Annotated in this window: 18 protein-coding genes; 15 read left to right on the top strand and 3 right to left on the bottom strand. The window is 65.6% G+C overall.

The window, feature by feature from the left end:
• The first annotated feature begins 19 nt into the window (after positions 1-19).
• The 4 genes from phoU (at position 20) to ABD923_RS05775 (ending at position 2,935) form a co-directional block, all read left to right on the top strand.
• A complete protein-coding gene (gene phoU, locus ABD923_RS05790) occupies positions 20-721 on the top strand; it encodes a phosphate signaling complex protein PhoU (protein ID WP_259546170.1) in 702 nt (233 codons plus the stop codon).
• 33 nt (positions 722-754) lie between these two features.
• Positions 755-1,441 carry a phosphate regulon transcriptional regulator PhoB gene (gene phoB / locus ABD923_RS05785; RefSeq protein ID WP_259546171.1) on the top strand — a complete coding sequence of 229 codons (687 nt, stop codon included), beginning with the start codon at positions 755-757 and terminating at the stop codon, positions 1,439-1,441.
• Between the two features lie 253 nt (positions 1,442-1,694).
• Entirely contained in the window at positions 1,695-2,132 is a 438-nt protein-coding gene (gene aroQ, locus ABD923_RS05780; RefSeq protein WP_259546172.1) for a type II 3-dehydroquinate dehydratase, read from the top strand.
• A 2-nt stretch (positions 2,133-2,134) separates the two neighbouring features.
• Positions 2,135-2,935, top strand: coding sequence for a helix-turn-helix transcriptional regulator (locus ABD923_RS05775; protein WP_259546173.1), 801 nt, complete (start codon positions 2,135-2,137; stop codon positions 2,933-2,935).
• A 403-nt stretch (positions 2,936-3,338) separates the two neighbouring features.
• On the opposite strand, the gene tsf is transcribed toward ABD923_RS05775, so the two are convergent.
• The gene (gene tsf, locus ABD923_RS05770) at positions 3,339-4,214 is read right to left on the bottom strand and encodes a translation elongation factor Ts (RefSeq protein ID WP_259546174.1); all 876 of its coding nucleotides are present in this window, start codon (positions 4,212-4,214) and stop codon (positions 3,339-3,341) included.
• Positions 4,215-4,290: 76 nt separating this feature from the next.
• A complete protein-coding gene (gene rpsB, locus ABD923_RS05765) occupies positions 4,291-5,091 on the bottom strand; it encodes a 30S ribosomal protein S2 (protein ID WP_259546175.1) in 801 nt (266 codons plus the stop codon).
• A gap of 296 nt (positions 5,092-5,387) precedes the next feature.
• Here rpsB and ABD923_RS05760 point away from each other — a divergent pair, with 296 nt between their 5' ends.
• The 5 genes from ABD923_RS05760 to adh all read left to right on the top strand — a co-directional run bounded on the left by ABD923_RS05760 (position 5,388) and on the right by adh (position 10,661).
• Positions 5,388-6,281, top strand: a complete 894-nt coding sequence (locus ABD923_RS05760) for a PfkB family carbohydrate kinase (protein ID WP_259546176.1) — start codon at positions 5,388-5,390, stop codon at positions 6,279-6,281.
• Entirely contained in the window at positions 6,274-7,182 is a 909-nt protein-coding gene (locus ABD923_RS05755) for a pseudouridine-5'-phosphate glycosidase (protein ID WP_259546177.1), read from the top strand. Before ABD923_RS05760 ends, ABD923_RS05755 begins: the two co-directional genes overlap by 8 nt.
• A 97-nt stretch (positions 7,183-7,279) precedes the next feature.
• Complete coding sequence (locus ABD923_RS05750) at positions 7,280-7,990, top strand: DUF502 domain-containing protein (protein WP_259546178.1); 711 nt, start codon at positions 7,280-7,282, stop codon at positions 7,988-7,990.
• A gap of 88 nt (positions 7,991-8,078) precedes the next feature.
• Positions 8,079-9,011: a helix-turn-helix domain-containing protein gene (locus ABD923_RS05745; RefSeq protein ID WP_259546179.1), complete on the top strand. Its 933-nt coding sequence runs from the start codon at positions 8,079-8,081 to the stop codon at positions 9,009-9,011.
• 129 nt (positions 9,012-9,140) lie between these two features.
• Entirely contained in the window at positions 9,141-10,661 is a 1,521-nt protein-coding gene (gene adh / locus ABD923_RS05740) for an aldehyde dehydrogenase (RefSeq protein WP_259546180.1), read from the top strand.
• A gap of 66 nt (positions 10,662-10,727) precedes the next feature.
• Here adh and ABD923_RS05735 read toward each other — a convergent pair whose 3' ends face one another.
• Positions 10,728-12,539 carry an extracellular solute-binding protein gene (locus tag ABD923_RS05735; protein ID WP_259546181.1) on the bottom strand — a complete coding sequence of 604 codons (1,812 nt, stop codon included), beginning with the start codon at positions 12,537-12,539 and terminating at the stop codon, positions 10,728-10,730.
• A gap of 275 nt (positions 12,540-12,814) precedes the next feature.
• Between ABD923_RS05735 and ABD923_RS05730 the strand changes: the two genes are divergently transcribed.
• The 6 genes from ABD923_RS05730 to ABD923_RS05705 all read left to right on the top strand — a co-directional run bounded on the left by ABD923_RS05730 (position 12,815) and on the right by ABD923_RS05705 (position 18,568).
• Entirely contained in the window at positions 12,815-13,600 is a 786-nt protein-coding gene (locus tag ABD923_RS05730; RefSeq protein ID WP_259546182.1) for a 3-hydroxybutyrate dehydrogenase, read from the top strand.
• Between the two features lie 63 nt (positions 13,601-13,663).
• The gene (locus tag ABD923_RS05725) at positions 13,664-14,713 is read left to right on the top strand and encodes a patatin-like phospholipase family protein (RefSeq protein WP_259546183.1); all 1,050 of its coding nucleotides are present in this window, start codon (positions 13,664-13,666) and stop codon (positions 14,711-14,713) included.
• A 70-nt stretch (positions 14,714-14,783) separates the two neighbouring features.
• Positions 14,784-15,131 carry a hypothetical protein gene (locus ABD923_RS05720; protein WP_259546184.1) on the top strand — a complete coding sequence of 116 codons (348 nt, stop codon included), beginning with the start codon at positions 14,784-14,786 and terminating at the stop codon, positions 15,129-15,131.
• A 73-nt stretch (positions 15,132-15,204) separates the two neighbouring features.
• The gene (locus ABD923_RS05715; RefSeq protein ID WP_259546185.1) at positions 15,205-16,692 is read left to right on the top strand and encodes a class I adenylate-forming enzyme family protein; all 1,488 of its coding nucleotides are present in this window, start codon (positions 15,205-15,207) and stop codon (positions 16,690-16,692) included.
• Positions 16,689-17,333, top strand: coding sequence for a DsbA family oxidoreductase (locus ABD923_RS05710; RefSeq protein ID WP_259546186.1), 645 nt, complete (start codon positions 16,689-16,691; stop codon positions 17,331-17,333). The genes ABD923_RS05715 and ABD923_RS05710 overlap by 4 nt, the downstream gene beginning before the upstream one ends.
• Positions 17,330-18,568, top strand: coding sequence for a multidrug effflux MFS transporter (locus ABD923_RS05705; protein ID WP_259546187.1), 1,239 nt, complete (start codon positions 17,330-17,332; stop codon positions 18,566-18,568). The genes ABD923_RS05710 and ABD923_RS05705 overlap by 4 nt, the downstream gene beginning before the upstream one ends.
• Positions 18,569-18,581 lie beyond the last annotated feature (13 nt).

The raw sequence follows: 18,581 nt of genomic DNA, 5'->3' as shown, positions 1-18,581 counted from the left end.
AAGGGCAGGGCGATCAGACATGCCGACTTCAGAACATATCGTCAGCTCCTTCGACCGTGATCTCGAAGGGATTCAAGGCCTCATCATGCGGATGGGCGGCTTGGTCGAGGAAGCGATCTCGGACGCGGCCAAGGCGCTCGACACGCGCGATGTCGAACTGGCGCAGAAGGTGCGGGCCGGAGATGCCGCCATCGACGTGCTGGACCAGACGATCAACGAGGAAGCGGCGAACATCATCGCCCGCCGCCAGCCCATCGCGCGCGATCTGCGCACCGTGCTGACGGTCTTCCGCATCTCCAACAACCTCGAACGGATCGGCGATTACGCCAAGAATATCGCGAAACGCTCCGAGGCGATCATCGAGCATCCGCCGGTCGAAGGCACCGGCGCCTCGCTGCGGCGCATGGCGCGCCAGGTCGAGTTGATGCTCAAGGACGTGCTGGATGCCTATATCCAGCAGGACGCCGACAAGGCGCAGGACGTGCGCGAGCGCGATATCGAGGTCGACCAGATGTATTCCGCTCTGTTTCGCGAATACCTGACCTTCATGATGGAAGATCCGCGCAACATCACCACCTGCATGCACCTGCATTTCATGGCCAAGAACATCGAGCGCATGGGCGACCACGCGACCTCGATCGCCGAGCAGGTGATGTATCTGGTGACCGGCGAGTTGCCCGACGATGAACGGCCCAAGGCCAACGCGGTGCCGATGGCTTAACAGGCCCTTGGGCCCAGGGTAGGAGAGACAACGATGGCTGGCGAACCCACCGTTCTGGTCGTTGAGGACGAACCCGCGCAGCGCGAGGTTCTGGCCTATAACATACGCGCCGAAGGCTATGACGTGCTGACGGCCGAGGCCGGGGACGAAGCCCTGACCGTGGTGCGCGAAACGCCGCCCGATGTCATCATCCTCGACTGGATGCTGCCCAACGTCTCGGGCATCGAGGTGTGCCGCCAGCTCAAGATGGGGGCCGACACGGCCGGTATCCCGATCATCATGCTCTCGGCGCGGTCCGAGGAGACCGACCGCGTTCGCGGGCTCGAGATCGGGGCGGATGACTATGTGACCAAGCCGTATTCCGTCGCCGAATTGCTGGCGCGGCTACGCACGCAGTTGCGCCGCATCCGTCCGGCCGCCGTGGGTGAACGGTTGGAATACGAGGATATCGTCCTCGATATGACCGAACACCGGGTCTACAGGGGAGGGGATGCGCTCAGCCTCGGACCAACCGAGTTCCGGCTGCTGACCGCGTTCATGGAACGGCCCGGTCGCGTCTGGAGCCGCGAGCAACTCCTCGACCGTGTGTGGGGCCGCGACATCTATGTCGACAGCCGCACGGTGGACGTTCATGTCGGACGTCTGCGCAAGGCGCTGCGGGCAGATGCAGCCGGCGATCCGATCCGCACGGTACGCGGCGCGGGGTACGCGCTGGGATAGACCGAAGATTGGCCATAGCCACGGGCCAATCCATTGGGCCGATAATCATGATTATGTAAATATTACGCATGGGCCGAATTGGCGAGGCTGCGCATGCATTTCCTGAGCTGCGCGGCCCAAGTCCTTTTCCTGAAACGATATTACGCCCGCCTCCCGCGGCCATGACGCGCCCCGCGCCGGTGCTCCGTTTCTGCTATCGACGCGGCGTCAGCCGTGATTATACTGCAAGATCAAAGGGACAGCGAAATAACTCATGCATTACCTCGTTCTGAACGGGCCTAACCTGAATCTCCTTGGCACGCGGGAGCCCGCGATCTACGGCTCGCACACTTTGGCCGATATCGAAGCCGCTTGTCGCGCCAAGGCCGCGACGCTCGGCGCGACCCTCGATTTCGCGCAGTCGAACCACGAAGGCAGCCTTGTCGATCTTCTGCACGACGCGCGTGGCAAAGCCGATGGCGTGGTTCTGAACGCCGGCGCCTACACTCATACCTCGGTCGCGCTGCGCGATGCCATATCGGCGGCGGAGCTTTCTGTGATCGAGCTGCACCTCTCCAACACGCATGCGCGCGAGGCGTTCCGGCATGTCTCGCTTATCGCGCCGGTCTGTATCGGCGTGATCCAGGGCTTTGGCGCCGCTGGCTACCCGCTCGCCCTTGATGCGCTTCACCAGTATCTCGGCAGGACTTGAACATGAAACGGCTGCGCCCTTACCTCGAAATGACCACGGTCGACGACCTTTGGGCGCATCACAGCAACGTCATGGCAGAATTCGGATTCGACCGGCTGTTCTACGCGTTCAACGCGTTTCGCGGTGCCGGCCTCTACGACAATCCCGAAGATGCCCTGCTGCTGACGACCATGCCCACGGACTACGTCGAGGCCTATGTCGACGGCGGCATGTTCCGGGACGGCATCATGATGCGGTGGGCCATCGAGAATGTCGGCGTCGCGTCATGGGCGCAGGTCTATGAACAGATGCAAGACCAGTCCCTGACCGAGGGCGAGAAAGCGATGCGCGCGCTGAACGAGCGCCACGGCATTGTTGCTGGCTACACGATCAGTTTTCCGATGGCGATCAAGAACGCGAACGCCGGGATCGGCATGGCGGTCAAGAAAGGCATGACGCAAGCGGATGCGGATGCGATCTGGGCCGAGCATGGCGTCGAAATCGAGATCATCAACAACGTCGCGCACCTGTGTATCCTGCAACTGCCGGCCACGGGGCAACAGCGTCTTTTGACACCGCGGCAGTCCGAGGTGCTGGAACTGGTCGCCGATGGCAAGACGATGCAGGACATCGCCCTCTTGCTGGAGCGCAACGTGGCGACCGTGGAAAAGCACCTGCGCGGCGCGCGTGATGCCCTTGGGGTCGAGACGACGGCGCAGGCGGTACGCAAGGCCTCGATCCTCAACCAGATCTTCCGGCTGGATGGCGCAGGCGGCGATTCCAGCCCGCCGAAAATGCCGGGCACCATTGCCCGGCGGCGCTGACGACCACCCTGCCCTATGGCGGGTTGAATTTTCCTGTGGAGAATTCAGCCCGTTGCGCGGAGTCTTTCGACCAGAATATCAAAGGGTAAGGATTCCCTGACTTTCGATATCTCCGGTTCTGACGCAAGGTCACCCCTGTTCCGCGAGTGAAGGCAATTTTGCCTGGAACATTGAGCTTACGGGGGCGGCATAGTCCCGTTCCGAAGTTCAGTCCCGAGGCTGTCCCGCGTCGGGTTGCGAACGCGCTGCCGGTTGTATTGCCACCGGTAGCGCGCTCGTCTTTCGGGCCCGGCGCGCTGTCCCCAGACCCTGCGCCGGGCCCACCCTTTCCCCACGCTGCGCCCCAAAGAAAAAGGGCAGGGTTTGACCCCTGCCCCGTTTCCAAGTCTTTGCGTTCGGACGATCAGCCCTGAGCGGCCTTGGCCACTTCTTCCGCGAAGTTTTCTTCTTTCTTCTCGATGCCTTCACCGACTTCGAGGCGGATGAAGCCCGACAGCGAAACACCGGCTTCTTTCGCGGCGGCGCCGACGGTCAGGTCGGGGTTCACCACGAAGGCCTGGTTCACGAGGGTGACCTCGGCGAGGAACTTCTTCATGCGGCCTTCGATCATCTTCTCGATGACCTGCTCGGGCTTGCCCGATTCGCGCGCGATGTCGATCTGAACCTGGCGCTCCTTGTCGACGATGGCCTGGTCGAGTTCATCCTCGTTCAGGGCGGCCGGGTTCACGGCGGCGACGTGCATCGCGACCTGGCGGGCAAAGGCTTCGTCGTCGCCCGAGAAGGCGACCAGAACGCCGATCTTGCCCATGCCCTCGCCGGCGGCGTTGTGGATGTAGGACACCACCTTGTCGCCCGAGATCTTGGCCATGCGGCGCACGCTCATGTTCTCGCCGATCTTGGCGATCTTGTCGGTGAGGGTTTCCTCGACCGTCTTGCCGCCCAGGTCGGCCGCTTTAAGCGCATCGATGTCATCGGCCTTGAGCGCGGCCTGCGCGATATCGGCCACCATCGACTGGAACTCGGCGTTCTTGGCGACGAAATCGGTCTCGGCGTTCACTTCGACGGCCACGGCGGCGCCGCCATCGGTCGCGACAGCCACGAGGCCCTCGGCCGCGGTGCGGCCCGATTTCTTGGCGGCCTTGGCGAGACCCTTGGTGCGCAGCCAGTCGGTTGCAGCTTCCATGTCGCCATCGTTTTCGGTCAGCGCCTTCTTGGCGTCCATCATGCCTGCGCCGGTTGCTTCGCGCAGTTCCTTCACCATTGCAGCGGTAATCGCCATGGTCTGATCTCCTGGATTGAAACGGTGGTCGGGCCGGGTTCTACCCCGGCCCGCGTGTCAGGGATGTGACGGCGGCTCAGGAGCCGGCGGTTTCCTTGGCCGGAGCCTCTGCGGCGGCGGCGTCTTCGGCCAGCGCTTCTTCGACGCTGCCTTCTTCCAGCGCGCCGAGATCGACACCGGCGGTTTCCAGCTGGGCGCTCATGCCGTCCAGCGCCGCGCGGCTGATCAGGTCGCAGTAGAGCGCGATGGCGCGCGCCGCGTCGTCGTTGCCGGGGATGATGTAATCCACACCCTCGGGCGAGCAGTTGGTGTCGACGACGGCGACGACCGGGATGCCCAGCTTCTTGGCTTCGGCGATGGCCAGGTCTTCCTTGTTGACGTCGATCACGAACAGCAGGTCGGGCAGACCGCCCATTTCGCGGATCCCGCCGAGCGAGGCCTGCAGCTTGACCTGGTCACGCTCCATGCCAAGGCGTTCCTTCTTGGTCAGGCCTTCGAGGCCCTGTTCCATCTGCTCGTCGATCTGCTTCAGACGCTGGATCGAGTTCGACACCGTCTTCCAGTTGGTGAGCGTGCCGCCCAGCCAACGGTGGTTCATGTAGTACTGCGCGCAACGCTCGGCGGCTTCGGCGACGGGCTTCTGCGCCTGGCGCTTGGTGCCGACGAAGAGGATGCGGCCGCCCTTGGCGACGGTTTCGCGCACGACGTTGAGCGCCTGGTCCAGCAACTCGACGGTCTGGGTGAGGTCCAGAATGTGGATGCCGTTGCGGTCACCGTAGATATACGGCGCCATGCGCGGGTTCCAGCGTTGGGTCTGGTGGCCGAAGTGAACGCCAGCTTCAAGCAGCTGACGCAAAGAGAAATCAGGAAGCGCCATGTCCTTGGTCCTTTCCGGTTTGCGCCTGGGGCGAAGGATCAGGGGCGGATGCCCCAACCGGTGGACGCACGGGGATGTCTCCCCCGCAGGCCCGCCTTCGCCTGAGTGATGAGCGCGCCTTTAGGGGGTTTGGCGGGGAATGGCAACCCCCCTGCCCCTTTGCGCGGCTTGGCGGGCGGGTGCGGGGGCTCTGCCCCCCGCGCCTTCGGCGCGTCCCCCGGAGGTTTTTTGGCCAAGATGAAGAGGGTTTCGTTTCGCGATGGACCTGTGCGGGGTGTGCGGTTACCACGGCGCGCATGAGTGCCCGTCCTGATATCCTGTGCATCGGCTCCGTCCTGTGGGACGTGATCGGCCGGAGCGACCTGCCGATGGTGGCGGGCAACGACAAGCCCGGCCGCATCACGCGCCTGCCGGGTGGTGTGGCGCTGAACATCGCGATGACGCTGCGGCGCTTCGACCTGACGCCCGCGCTGATCTCGGTCGTGGGCGACGACCCCGAGGGGCGGGACCTGATGTCGGCCTGCGGGCGCATGGGGCTGATGACCCAGCATATGCTGGTCGATCCGGACTTGCCGACGGATCGCTACATGGCGATCGAGGCGCAGGGCAACCTGATCGCGGCGATTGCCGATGCCCACTCGCTGGAAGCCGCGGGGGCGTGCATCCTCGTGCCGCTTTGGGATGGACGCCTTGGCGCCCCCGAGGCGCCCTGGTCCGGGCCGGTCGCGGTGGACGGGAACCTGACCGAGGACCTTCTGGCCGAGATCGCCGAAAGCCCGGTCTTCGCCGCCTCCGATCTGCGTCTTGCCCCGGCTTCGCCCGGCAAGGCGGAACGCTTGCGCCCGCTGATCGGCCATCCGCGCGCGACGCTTTACGTGAACCTGGAAGAGGCCGGGCTGCTGACCGGCACGGTCCATGCCGGGGCGCAAGCCGCGGCCGAGGCCCTGGTTGCAGCCGGTGCGCACCGGGCCCTGGTGACCGAGGGCGGTGACGCCGCCGCCTGTGCAGATGACGCGGGTTGCCGCCTGTGCACGCCACCCCGGATCGAGGCGCGGCGGGTCACCGGCGCGGGCGACACCTTCATGGCCGCCCATATTGCAGCGGAACTGCGCGGGGCAAGCCGCGAGGACGCATTGAACCAGGCGGTGCTGGCCGCCGCCGCCTATGTCGCTGGAGAAGACCATGGATGACGTGATCGTACGATCGGATGAGGTGGCCGCCGCACAGGCGGAGGGGCGAGCGGTCGTGGCGCTGGAATCCACGATCATCACCCATGGCATGCCTTATCCGCAGAACCTCGAAACCGCCCGGCGCGTCGAAGCCGAGGTGCGGGCCAGCGGCGCCGTGCCCGCCACCATCGCCGTGATGGGCGGGCGCATTCGGGTGGGCCTGTCGGACGCAGAGCTGGACGCGCTGGCCCAGGCCAAGGGCGTGGCCAAGCTCAGCCGGGCGGATCTTGCGGTCTGCCTCGCGCAAGGTGGCGTGGGCGCCACGACCGTGGCCGCGACGATGATCTGCGCCGCGCGCGCCGGGATCGCGGTTTTCGCCACGGGCGGGATCGGCGGGGTTCACAAGGGCGCGGAGGACAGCTTCGACATCTCCGCCGATTTGCAGGAACTGGCGCAGACCCCCGTGACGGTGGTTGCCGCCGGGGCGAAGGCGATCCTCGACCTGCCCAAGACGCTGGAAGTGCTGGAGACGCTAGGCGTGCCGGTCATCGCCCACGGACAAGACGCCTTCCCCGCGTTCTGGAGCCGGGAAAGCGGGTTGGCCGCGCCGCTGCGCCTCGACACGCCCGAAGAGATCGCGGCGGCTCACCGGATGCGGGGGACCCTTGGCCTGCCCGGCGGGCAACTGGTGGCGAACCCCATCCCGCCCGAGGCAGAGATCCCGGCAGACAGGCTGGCGCCGCTGATCGCGCAGGCGCAAGCCGAGGCCGATGCGCAGGGCGTCGCAGGCAAGGCTGTCACGCCCTTCCTGTTGCAGCGCCTGTTCGAATTAACCGAGGGACAGTCGCTGGAGGCCAATATCGCCCTCGTTCTGAACAATGCGCGGCTAGCGGCGCGCATTGCACGGGCGCTGGTGGGCTGAAAACGGACTGTTCCTGCCCTGCCCCGCATCCGCGCTTGTGCCGCCCTGCGCCTGTGCCTAGATAACCACTGACGTACCGGACACAGCCAAGACACGCATGCAGCTCCCGCCAACGCCACCACCGCCGAAACGCGGGTTTCTCGCCTCGCTCCGGTCGAGCTTTCTGACCGGGCTGATCGTGATCACGCCCATCGGCGTGACGATCTGGCTGATCTGGACATTGACCGGCTGGATCGACAGCTGGGTGCTGCCCTTCATCCCGCAGGCCTACAACCCCTCGACGCTGATCCGCGAATATACCGGGATCGAGGTGAACATCCGCGGCATCGGCGTTGTGACCTTCCTGCTGTTCACGATCCTCGTGGGCTGGATCGCCAAGGGCCTGATCGGGCGCTCGCTCATCCTGTGGGCCGAGAGCGTGGTGCTGTCGATCCCGCTGATCCGTTCGCTCTATTCGGGGCTGAAGCAGATCGTCGAAACGGTGCTGGCGCAGGGGCAGCAGAATTTCGACAAGGCCTGTCTCTTGGAATACCCGCGCAAGGGGATCTGGGCCATTGCCTTCATCTCGACCACCGCCAAGGGCGAGATCTCGAAACGCCATGGCTCCGAGGAAATGGTCTCGGTCTTCCTTCCGACCACACCAAACCCGACCTCGGGGTTCCTGCTGTTCGTGCCGCGCAAGGATGTAACCATCCTTGACATGTCGGTGGAGGATGCCGCGAAGCTCGTGATCTCGGCGGGGCTTGTCTACCCGAACCAGGACGACACGAACGCCGCGCGTGAGGGCCTGCCCGAGGCCGCGGAATAAGCGCCTTCCCAAGCTGCGCGGCCAACCCTATGGTTGTGTGCGGGAGGAAAACGCCATCTCCAGATCTTCAGACCGCCACGCAATCCGCGTGATCGAAACTGCGTCCAATGCGCAGGCAGCGGCGCTCTCGCGTCTTGCTGCGTCGTGGCGGCGGTCTCTCGACCATCACGGATTGGACCCGGCGCAGCGGGACGGCGTGAACCGCGTCACCGAGGGCGCACTGGCCGAACGGCGTGACCGGTCCGAGGCGCTGATGCGCGTGGCGACGCCGCGGCTCGATGCGCTTTATCAACTTGTGGGCAGTTCCGGATGCGGTGTTCTTCTGACCGATGACGAAGGGGTCGTGCTGGATATCCGGGCGTCGGATGCCGATGCCGGGGTGTTCGATGACTGGGGGCTTTGGCCCGGCGCGGATTGGTCTGAGCGTTCCGAAGGCACGAACGGGATCGGCACCTGCCTCGCCGAGAACCGCCGCGTCACCATTCATCGCGACGAGCATTTCCATGCCAGAAACACCGCGATGAGTTGCATGGACGCGCCGATTTACGGACCGGATGGCAGCATTCTTGGGGCGCTCGACGTGTCTTCGGCGCGGGCCGACCAGACCGAGGGGTTCAACAGGCTGATCGCGGCGATGGTGGCCCAGACGGCCCGCCAAATCGAAAGCGATGCGTTTCGCACCAGCTTTCGCGATGCGCGTATCCTTGTTGCCGAAGCGCCCGACACCGAGGCGGCGACGCTTCTTGCCATCGACAGCCACGATATCGTCATCGGGGCCACGCGCGGGGCGCGCCGCGCGTTCGGCCTGTCGCAGAGCGGGCCGATCTCTCCGGTGCCGGCGGGCGATCTGCTGGGACGCGGCGACGGACCGACCGGCTTCGAGAAAGCCGAACGCGCCGCCGTGATGCGCGCCCTGACCCGCGCAGGCGGAAACGTGTCCAAGGCCGCGCGCGCCCTCGGGATCGGGCGCGCGACGCTTTATCGGCGGATGAAACGCCTCGGGATCGACGAGACCCGCTAAGACTGTCTCAGTCCTGAGACAGGTGGCGCGATCCACCTGCCCCGCCCCGGCTGACTCCGATCAGACCCTGGCCGAATGCTCTTTCCATCGCCCGGAGGGAGCCGGGCGTCTGTTTAGGAGGAGGATCTCATGAACGAGATGACCCAGATCGCGGGCACGTACACGTCGCCCTTCAAGACCCGTTACGACAACTTCATCGGAGGCCGGTTCGTGGCCCCGGTGAATGGCCGGTATTTCGAGAACGTCACGCCGATCACCGGTGCGGTGGTCTGCGAAGTGGCCCGGTCCGATGCTGCGGACGTGGAGCTGGCGCTGGATGCGGCCCACGCCGCCAAGGACGCCTGGGGCAAAACCAGCCCCGCCGAGCGCGCCAACACGCTTCTGAAAATCGCCGACCGGCTGGAAGAGAACCTCGAGCTTCTGGCGCAGGCCGAGACATGGGACAACGGCAAGCCGATCCGCGAGACGACCGCCGCCGATATTCCCCTGTCGGTCGATCATTTCCGCTATTTCGCCGGTGTCCTGCGCGCGCAGGAAGGCACCATGTCGGAAATCGACGCCGATACCGTGGCCTACCATTTCCACGAACCGCTGGGTGTCGTGGGTCAGATCATTCCGTGGAATTTCTCGATCCTGATGGCGGCATGGAAACTGGCGCCCGCGTTGGCCGCCGGCAATTGCATCGTGCTGAAGCCCGCCGAACAGACCCCCGCCGCGATCATGGTGCTGGCCGAGCTGGTCGCCGACCTGTTGCCCGCGGGCGTTCTGAACGTGGTGAACGGCATGGGCCCCGAGGTGGGCGCACCGCTGGCCACCAGCCCGCGGATCGCCAAGATCGCCTTCACCGGATCGACCGAAACCGGCCGGATCATCATGAAGGCCGCGACGGAAAACCTGATCCCGGTGACGCTGGAACTTGGCGGCAAATCCCCCAATATCTTCTTCTCGGACGTGATGGCCGAGGATGACGCCTATCTCGACAAGGCGGTCGAGGGGTTTGTCCTGTTCGCCTTCAACCAGGGTGAGGTCTGCACCTGCCCCAGCCGCGCATTGATCCAGGAAGACATCTACGAGGAATTCATCAAGCGCTGCATCGCGCGCGTCGAGGCGATCAAGCAAGGTGATCCGCGCGATATGGAAACCATGGTCGGGGCGCAGGCCAGCAAGGAACAGCAGGACAAGATTACCTCTTACCTGACCATCGGCGTCGAGGAAGGGGCCGAGGTTCTGACCGGCGGCGCGGCCGCCCGGTTCAACGGGGAGCTCGCCAACGGCTACTACATCCAGCCGACCATCCTGAAAGGCCACAACAAGATGCGCGTCTTCCAGGAAGAGATCTTTGGCCCCGTGGTCTCGGTCACGACCTTCAAGGACGAGGAAGAGGCGCTCGCCATCGCCAATGACACGATGTACGGCCTCGGCGCCGGCGTCTGGTCGCGCGATGCGAACCGTTGCTACCGCTTTGGCCGCGCCATCGAGGCGGGCCGCGTCTGGGTCAACAATTACCACGCCTATCCGGCCCATGCGGCCTTTGGCGGCTACAAGCAATCGGGCATCGGGCGCGAGACCCACAAGATGATGCTGGACCACTACCAGCAGACCAAGAACATCCTGATGAGCTACAATCCCAACAAGCTCGGCTTCTTCTGAGGTCTCCTCCCTCAGGATGTGGAAAGGGCGGCCTCCGGGTCGCCCTTTCCTTACTGCGTGGCTGAATCAGTCCTCGGCGTACCACCAGACATCGGGCTGCCAGTTGATCCAGTCGCCATAGATCGGCAGCGTCCCGGGGTAATGCAGGTTCGCGTCATGGGCGATGCGCGCGATCGGGTTGTACCAGAAGGGCACGACATAGCGCTGCGAGGTCAGGACGCGGTCCAGGGCACGGGTGGCGGCCAGGAAATCTTCCTGGCTTTCCGAGGTCAGCAGGCGTTCGATCATCGCGTCGATGGCCGGGTTGCACGCCCCCATCAGGTTGCGCGAGCCTTCGGTCCCGGCCATCTCGCAGCCCCAGTAGAGGCGCTGCTCGTTGCCCGGGCTGAGCGACAGGCCGCGCGCGTAATAGGTCATGTCGAAATCGAAGGCGTCGGTGCGTTCGCGATACTGCGCCGGGTCGATGGACGAGATCGTCACCGCGATCCCCAGCCGCTCCAGCGCCTCGGAATAGATATTGGCGATGGCCTCGTTCTCGGACGAGCCGTTTTGCAACAGGATCTCGAAGGTGAAGGGCTGACCGTCGGGGCCGGTCATCACGCCCTGCTGCACGGTATAGCCCGCCTCTTCCATCAGGCGCAGCGCCTCGCGGATGCCGGCCCGGTTACGCTCGGACCCGTCCGAAACGGGCAGGCTGTAGCCCTCGATCGCGCCGGGCAGCAGGTCGTCGGCGAAGGGGGCCAGGAATTCGGCCACCCGGCCCTCGGCAGGACCATGGGACATTCCAAGCGGCGAGTTCGAGAAATACGAGGTGATGCGAGGGGCAACACCGCCGTTGAGCGTCTGGTTCACGAATTCGAAGTTGAAGGCCTGGATCATCGCCTCGCGCACGCGCCAGTCGGCGAAATGCGGGCGGCGGGTGTTCATGACGAACCCGATGATGCCAGAGGGGCGTTCATGCGGGACCTCGGACAGCACCACCTCGCCCGATTGCACGCGCGGGAAATCGTAGCGCGTGGCCCAGTCGGCCGCGTTGGTTTCGCGGATGGTGGTGATGACCCCGCTGGTGAAGGCCTCGAACATGGCGGTGCCATCGGCAAAGAACTCCAGCCGGATTTCGTCGATCACGTTGGTGCCGCGCCGGAACGGCAGGTCGGCGCCCCAGTAGTCGGGGTTGCGGCGCAGCGAGACGAAACGCCCGGCCTCGAAATCGTCGATCACGTAGGGCGCGCTGGCGATGGGGATCACGTCGAGACCGGATTCGGCGAAATCGGTCTCCTGCCATTGTGCGGCTTGCAGGATCGGGCGCAGCCCCATGATCAGGGCAAGCTCGCGGTCGGGTTCGGTGAAGGTCAGCCGCACCGAGCGCTCGCCCGTCTGCTCGATCGAGGCGACGCGGCCCCAGGCATTGAGGTAACGCGGGTGGCCCTCGGTCCCCAGCGTCTCGTAGGACCAGATCACGTCGGCGACGGTGACCGGGCTGCCATCGGAGAACCGCGCCTCGGGACGCAGGGTGAACTCGACCCACATATGGTCGGGATCGACCTCGACCGATTCGGCGAGAAGGCCGTAGAGCGAGAACGGTTCGTCGTAACTCCGGCCCATGAGCGATTCGTAGGCGAGGAACCGAAGTTGCCACGGCGTGGAGCCGCGGCGGATATGCGGGTTGAGACTGTCGAAACTGCCGACCTCGCCGGTGACGATCCGCCCGCCCGTGGGGGCGTCGGGGTTGGCATAGGGAAGATGGCGAAAATCGGGCGGCAGCGCAGGCTCGCCATACATCGCGACACCGTGCATTGGTTGGGCTTGCGCGCCTCCGGCAAGGCCAAGCGCCAGACCCGCCGTGGCCAGGATTTTGGTGAAACAATGCAGCGCCATCCGCGAACAATCCTCCGCTTTCCAGTGTTTGCGGGAGTTTGCGGCGTCCACCGGCCCGGGTCCAGCCAAACATTTGGGTTGGACTCCGGGCATGTCATTGCTTATAAAGGTGGCACTGCTCGATAGGTTTCTTGCCTGTATGAAACCTGCCTCAATAACTTAACGCCGGCTTCGTGCCGGCGTTTTTTTTGGCCACGGTTTCGCCACATCCCCTGTTTCTTTCGCAGCCGCAGCATTAGCTTGGCGACAAAGGACCATCAGCGGGAGCATTCACCATGGCCATCACCTTCGATCTTTCCGGCAAGACCGCCGTCATCACCGGGTCGAACTCCGGCATTGGACTCGGGATCGCGCGGGAACTGGCCATGGCGGGGGCGGACGTGGTTCTGAACTCTTTCACCGACCGCGACGAGGATCACGCCCTGGCCGAAGAGATCGCGAACGTGGCGGGCGTCAAGGCGCGCTACATCAAGGCCGACATGTCCAAGGGGGCCGAGTGCCGCAAGCTGATCGAAGAGGCCGGCGCCTGCGATATCCTGGTCAATAACGCGGGCATCCAGCATGTCGCCCCCATCGACGAATTCCCCGAGGAAAAATGGGACGCGATCATCGCGATCAACCTTTCCTCGGCCTTTCACACGACGGCGGCCGCCCTGCCCCTGATGCGCAAGGCGGGCTGGGGCCGCGTGGTCAACATTGCCTCGGCACATGGCCTGACGGCGAGCCCCTACAAGTCGGCCTATATCGCCGCCAAGCACGGGATCGTCGGCCTGACCAAGACCACGGCCCTGGAAACCGCGGAAGAGCCGATCACCGCCAACGCGATCTGCCCGGGCTACGTGCTGACCCCGCTGGTCGAGGCGCAAATCCCGGACCAGATGAAGGCCCATGACATGGACCGCGACACGGTCGTGCGCGAGGTGATGCTGGCGCGCCAACCCTCCAAGGAATTCGCCACCGTCGAGCAGATGGGCGGCACCTGCGCCTTCCTGTGTACGGATGCGGCAGCGCAGATCACCGGCACCACGATCAGCGTTGATGGCGGTTGGACCGCACTCTGAGCGGGGTTTGAGGGGGCTCTGCCCCCGTCGCTGACGCGACTCCCCCGGAGTTTTCTTGCCAAGATGAAGGACGCAACCATGGCGCAGGCGAAACCGATCAACCTGGCCTTGCAAGGTGGGGGCGCGCACGGGGCTTTCACCTGGGGCGTTCTGGATCGGCTGCTGGAGGCGCCCGAGATCGAGATCGCGGCGATCACGGGCACGTCTGCCGGGGCGTTGAACGGGGCGGCGGTAAAGGCCGGGATGGTGCGTGGCGGGCGCGACGCGGCGCGGGAAAACCTTGAATGGCTGTGGGAACAGGTGGGCGCGATCACGACGCCCGCCCTGGCCCCGTGGCTCGATGCGATCGCGCCGGTGGCGGTCAGCCGGGCGATTGAAGCCTCGCTGCCCTTTGCCTTCGGCGACGGGATCGCGCGCCTTGTCAGCCCCTATGACAGCGGCCCCTTCTACATCAACCCGCTGCGGCGCATCGTGGAGCGCTTCCATTTCGACGAGGTCTGCGCCGAGGCGGGGCCCGCCTTTCACATCTGTGCGACCAATGTGCGCAGCGGCAAGATCCGGGTCTTCTCGGGCGAGGAGATCAGCGCGGACGCGATCCTCGCCTCGGCCTGCCTGCCGACGCTGTTCCGCGCGGTCGAGATCCCCCATCCCGAAACCGGCGAGATGGAGGCCTATTGGGATGGCGGTTATACCGGCAACCCGGCGCTTTTCCCGTTGTTCGAGGGCGATCTGCCGGGCGACATCCTTGTCGTGAACATCAACCCGCTGGAGCGCGCCGACCTGCCCGTCAGCGCGCGGGAAATCCAGAACCGCGTGAACGAGATCAGCTTCAATTCCTCGCTGTTGCGCGAGTTGCGCGCCATCGATTTCGTGCAGCGCCTTTTGGATGACGGCACCCTGCCCCAAGGCGCGATGAAGCGGCTGCGCATTCACATGATCGCCGATGACGCACTGATGGGGCAGTTGTCGGTGGCGACCAAGCTGGTGGCGACACCGCAGATCCTGCACCAGTTGCGCGCCGCGGGGCGCGCGGCGGCGGACAGGTTCCTCGACGCGCATCTGGGTGCCATCGGCATCGAAAGCAGCGTCGATCTGCGCGCGATGTTCGGCTGACGGGTCGGAACCGCAGGGACGCCCGGTCGTTTCCTTTCCAACGCACCTGCGAACAGGAAAGGACAACGCTATGCAATGGAGCGACATTCAACAGAACTGGCGCGCGATGATTCCGGCGATCCAGGGCCGCTGGCCCGACGTGGCCGAGGAGGACCTGATCGCGCTGTCCGGGGACCGTGACGAGGTCATCGCGACGGTTGCGGGCGCGACCGGAGAGACGCCGGCTGAGATCGGGCGCCAGATGGAGGACTGGCAGCAAGGTCCGATGCCCGCCGATGCCTATGCGGACCCCACCCATGACGAGGCCGCGGCGCGCGACTCGGAGCGTTACCTGCCCGACGGAGAGGATGTCTATTCGGGCGACGACCGCTTCGGCGACGATGACGTGGCTGACCGGCCCATGGGGCGCCGGGACTGAGCGCCAACCTCTCGGGGCGATCTGTGCGGTTGCGCAGGTTGCCTTGACCGGGGCGGCGGCGTAGGCGGGGACTATGACCACACCTTGCCCTGCCCCCTTCAACCTGTCGCACTATGTCTTGAGCCAGGCCGAGCGCCTGCCCGACAAGGTTGCACTGGCCGTCCTTGGCCCCGCCCGCGCCGAACGCTGGAGCTATGCAAAGCTGGAGCGCGCCGTGCGCGGCATGGCGGGCGGATTGCTGGCGCAGGGATTTCGGCCCGGCGACAAGCTGCTGCTCAGATTGGGCAATACGCCCGAGTTTCCGGTGGCCTTCCTTGGCGCCATTGCCGTGGGGATCGTGCCTGTGCCCACGGCGGCGGGCCTGACGGTAAGCGAAATCACGAAGCTGGCCGAGGTGATCGCACCCGCAGGTATCCTCGCCGGGGATGGCATCGCCCTGCCCGAGGGGTTTTCTGGCCCCGTGATCCGCGACCTCGCCCCATTGATGGCACATGAGCCAGCCGATTACGTGATGGGTGACCCTGACAGGCTCGCCTATCTGGTCTTCACCTCGGGGTCCGGCGGGACGCCGAAGGCGGTGGCCCATGCCCATCGCGCCATCTGGGCGCGGCGGATGATGCACGGGGGCTGGTACGGCCTGCACGAGGACGACCGCTTGCTGCATGCGGGCGCCTTCAACTGGACCTTCACGCTGGGCACCGGGCTGCTGGACCCCTGGTCGGTTGGCGCAACCGCCTTGATCCCCGCACCGGGGGTGCAGCCCGGCGCCCTGCCCCTGCTGCTGAAGCGGCATGACGCGACGATCCTTGCCGCCGCGCCGGGCATTTTCCGCAAGCTGCTGGCGGGCGACGCGCCGTTGCACCTGCCCAGGCTGCGGCACGGGCTAAGCGCGGGCGAAAAACTCCCCGAGGCGCTGCGCCAGCGCTGGACCGAGGCGACCGGCACTGCGGTGCACGAGGCGCTTGGCATGTCGGAATGTTCCACCTTCATCTCGGGCTCACCGGCCCGCCCCGCCCCCGAAGGCTCGCTTGGTTATCCGCAGCCCGGGCGGCGCGTGGCGGTTCTGTCGGAGGACGGCGGCGAGGTGTCCGAGGGCGAAACCGGCATCCTGGCGATCCATCGCGACGATCCGGGGCTGATGTTGGGATACCAGCGCAAGGACGGGTCACTGGACCTGCCGCTTGCCGGCGACTGGTTCCTGACGGGCGATCTGGTGGATCGGCAGACGGACGGATCCTTCCGCTACCACGGGCGGCGCGACGACCTGATCACGGCCGGCGGGTTCCGCGTCTCGCCGCTGGAGATCGAGGCGGTCTTTCAACACGCACCGGGCGTGCATGATTGTGCGGCACTGGCGCTTACGCCGAAGGCAGACACGACCATCGTGGGGCTGGCCTTTGCGGGCGACGCGACGGAAGACGCCCTGCGCCGCTTGGCCGAGGCGCGCCTTGCCCGCTACAAGCAGCCGAGGGCCTTCCTTCGATTGGACGCCCTGCCCCGCAACCCAAACGGAAAACTCGACCGCGGCGCCTTGAAGGCGCTGGTGGGGGAAGAACGATGATCAAGCTCGATATCCTGTCCGACCCGATCTGCCCGTGGTGTTTCATCGGGTGGAGCAACCTTGCCCGGGCGTTGGAGGCGCGGGCCGATCACCCCTTCGCCATCGAGTGGCATCCTTTCCAGCTGAACCCGGAGATGCCCAAGGGCGGCATGGATCGGCGCAGCTACCTCGAGGCCAAGTTCGGCGGCAAGGAGGGTGCCGTGACCGCCTATCTGCCGGTGGCGGAGCATGCCGCGAAGGCCGGGCTGGACCTGAAGCTTGACCAGATCAAGCGCACGCCCAACACGCTGGACGCCCATCGCCTGATCCATTGGGCCGGGATCGAAGGGCGGCAGACCGCGGTCGCGGTGGCGCTGTTCCGGGCCTATTTCCAGGACGGTCTCGATATCGAGGACCCGGATGTTCTGCGCGCGATTGCCGAGAAAGCCGAGATGGATGGGGGCATGGTGGCGCAGCTTCTGGCCGGAGACGCCGATACCGACGAGATCCGCGCCCGGGACGCCCATGCGCGGCAAAGGGGCGTGCAGGCCGTGCCGACCTTCGTCGTGGCGAACACGCATGTCGTGCCGGGGGCGCAGCCGCCCGAGTTGTGGATGCAGGTGATCGACGAACTGGCCGCCGCACCCGAGGGCAAGTCATGAGCGCGACCACCGACCCGATGATGCAGGACGAGCGCCGCCGACTTGGCCGGGTCGAGTTCATCGCCATGATGGGGACGATCTTTGCGACGGTGGCCTTTTCCATCGACGCCATGCTGCCCGCCCTGCCCGAGATCGCCGGAGACCTGACGCCCGAGGCGGTGAACCGCGCGCAGTTGATTCTGACGAGTTTCGTTCTCGGCATGGGGCTGGGCACGCTGGTGGTGGGTCCGCTTTCGGACGCGTTGGGCCGCAAGACGGTGATCCTGTTGGGGGCGGTGCTGTACCTGGCGGGGGCCTTGCTGGCCCTTGTGGCGCCAAGCCTCGAATTGATCCTGCTGGCCCGCGTGATCCAGGGCCTCGGCGCCTCCGGCCCTCGCGTGGTGTCGATCGCGATGATCCGCGATCTCTATTCCGGGCGCGCCATGGCGCAGATCGTGTCCTACGCGATGATGATCTTCACGCTTTTCCCGGCGGTCGCGCCGCTGATCGGGGCGGCGATCATCGCGGGCTTTGGATGGCGGTCGATCTTCGTGGCTTTCATGGTCTTCTCGGTCGTTTCGGTGTCCTGGGTGATGTTGCGCCAGCCCGAGACCCTGCCCCGCGAGGCGCGCCGCAAGCTGAGCCTTGGCCAGACCTGGCGGGATATGCGCGAGGCGATGGCGAACCGGCAGATGCAACTGTCGATCCTCGTGCAGACCTTCGTCTTCGGGGCCCTGTTCGGCACGCTCAGCTCGGTCCAGCAGGTGTTTGACCTGACCTATGGTCGGGGGGAGAGCTTTCCCCTTTGGTTCGCGTTCATCGCGCTTTTATCCGCCCCGGCCGCGCCCACCAATGCGCGGTTGGTGATGCGGCTTGGCATGCGCCCGATGATCCGCACCGCGCTGTGGGTTTCGGCGACGTGTTCCTTCGCCGCGGCGATCGTGATCGGGGTGCTGAACCTCGGAGCGGCGGAGTTCTGGGTCTACTTCGTGTGGACCGTCAGCATTTTCGCGTCGGCGGCCTTCACCATCGGCAACCTGAACGCGCTGGCGTTGGAGCCGTTGGGCCATATTGCCGGCACCGCCTCGTCCCTGATGGGGGCGTTGGCCACTGTCGGCGGGGCGTTGGCCGGGGCCGCGCTGGGTCAGCTTTACGACGGCACGGCCGTGCCTTTGGCCATTGGCGCAGGCGTGATGCTGACCTTGGGGGCAGTCGTCATGCGCAAGATGCCGCGGGAATTGCCGGGCGGCCTGTAACGGCGGCCCGACG

This window comes from [Roseibacterium] beibuensis (assembly GCF_039542305.1).
In the GTDB taxonomy this organism is placed as follows: Bacteria; Pseudomonadota; Alphaproteobacteria; order Rhodobacterales; family Rhodobacteraceae; genus Roseibacterium; species Roseibacterium beibuensis.
Note: the sequence above shows the minus strand (reverse complement) of the source record. Positions and strands in the feature narration are given on the sequence as shown.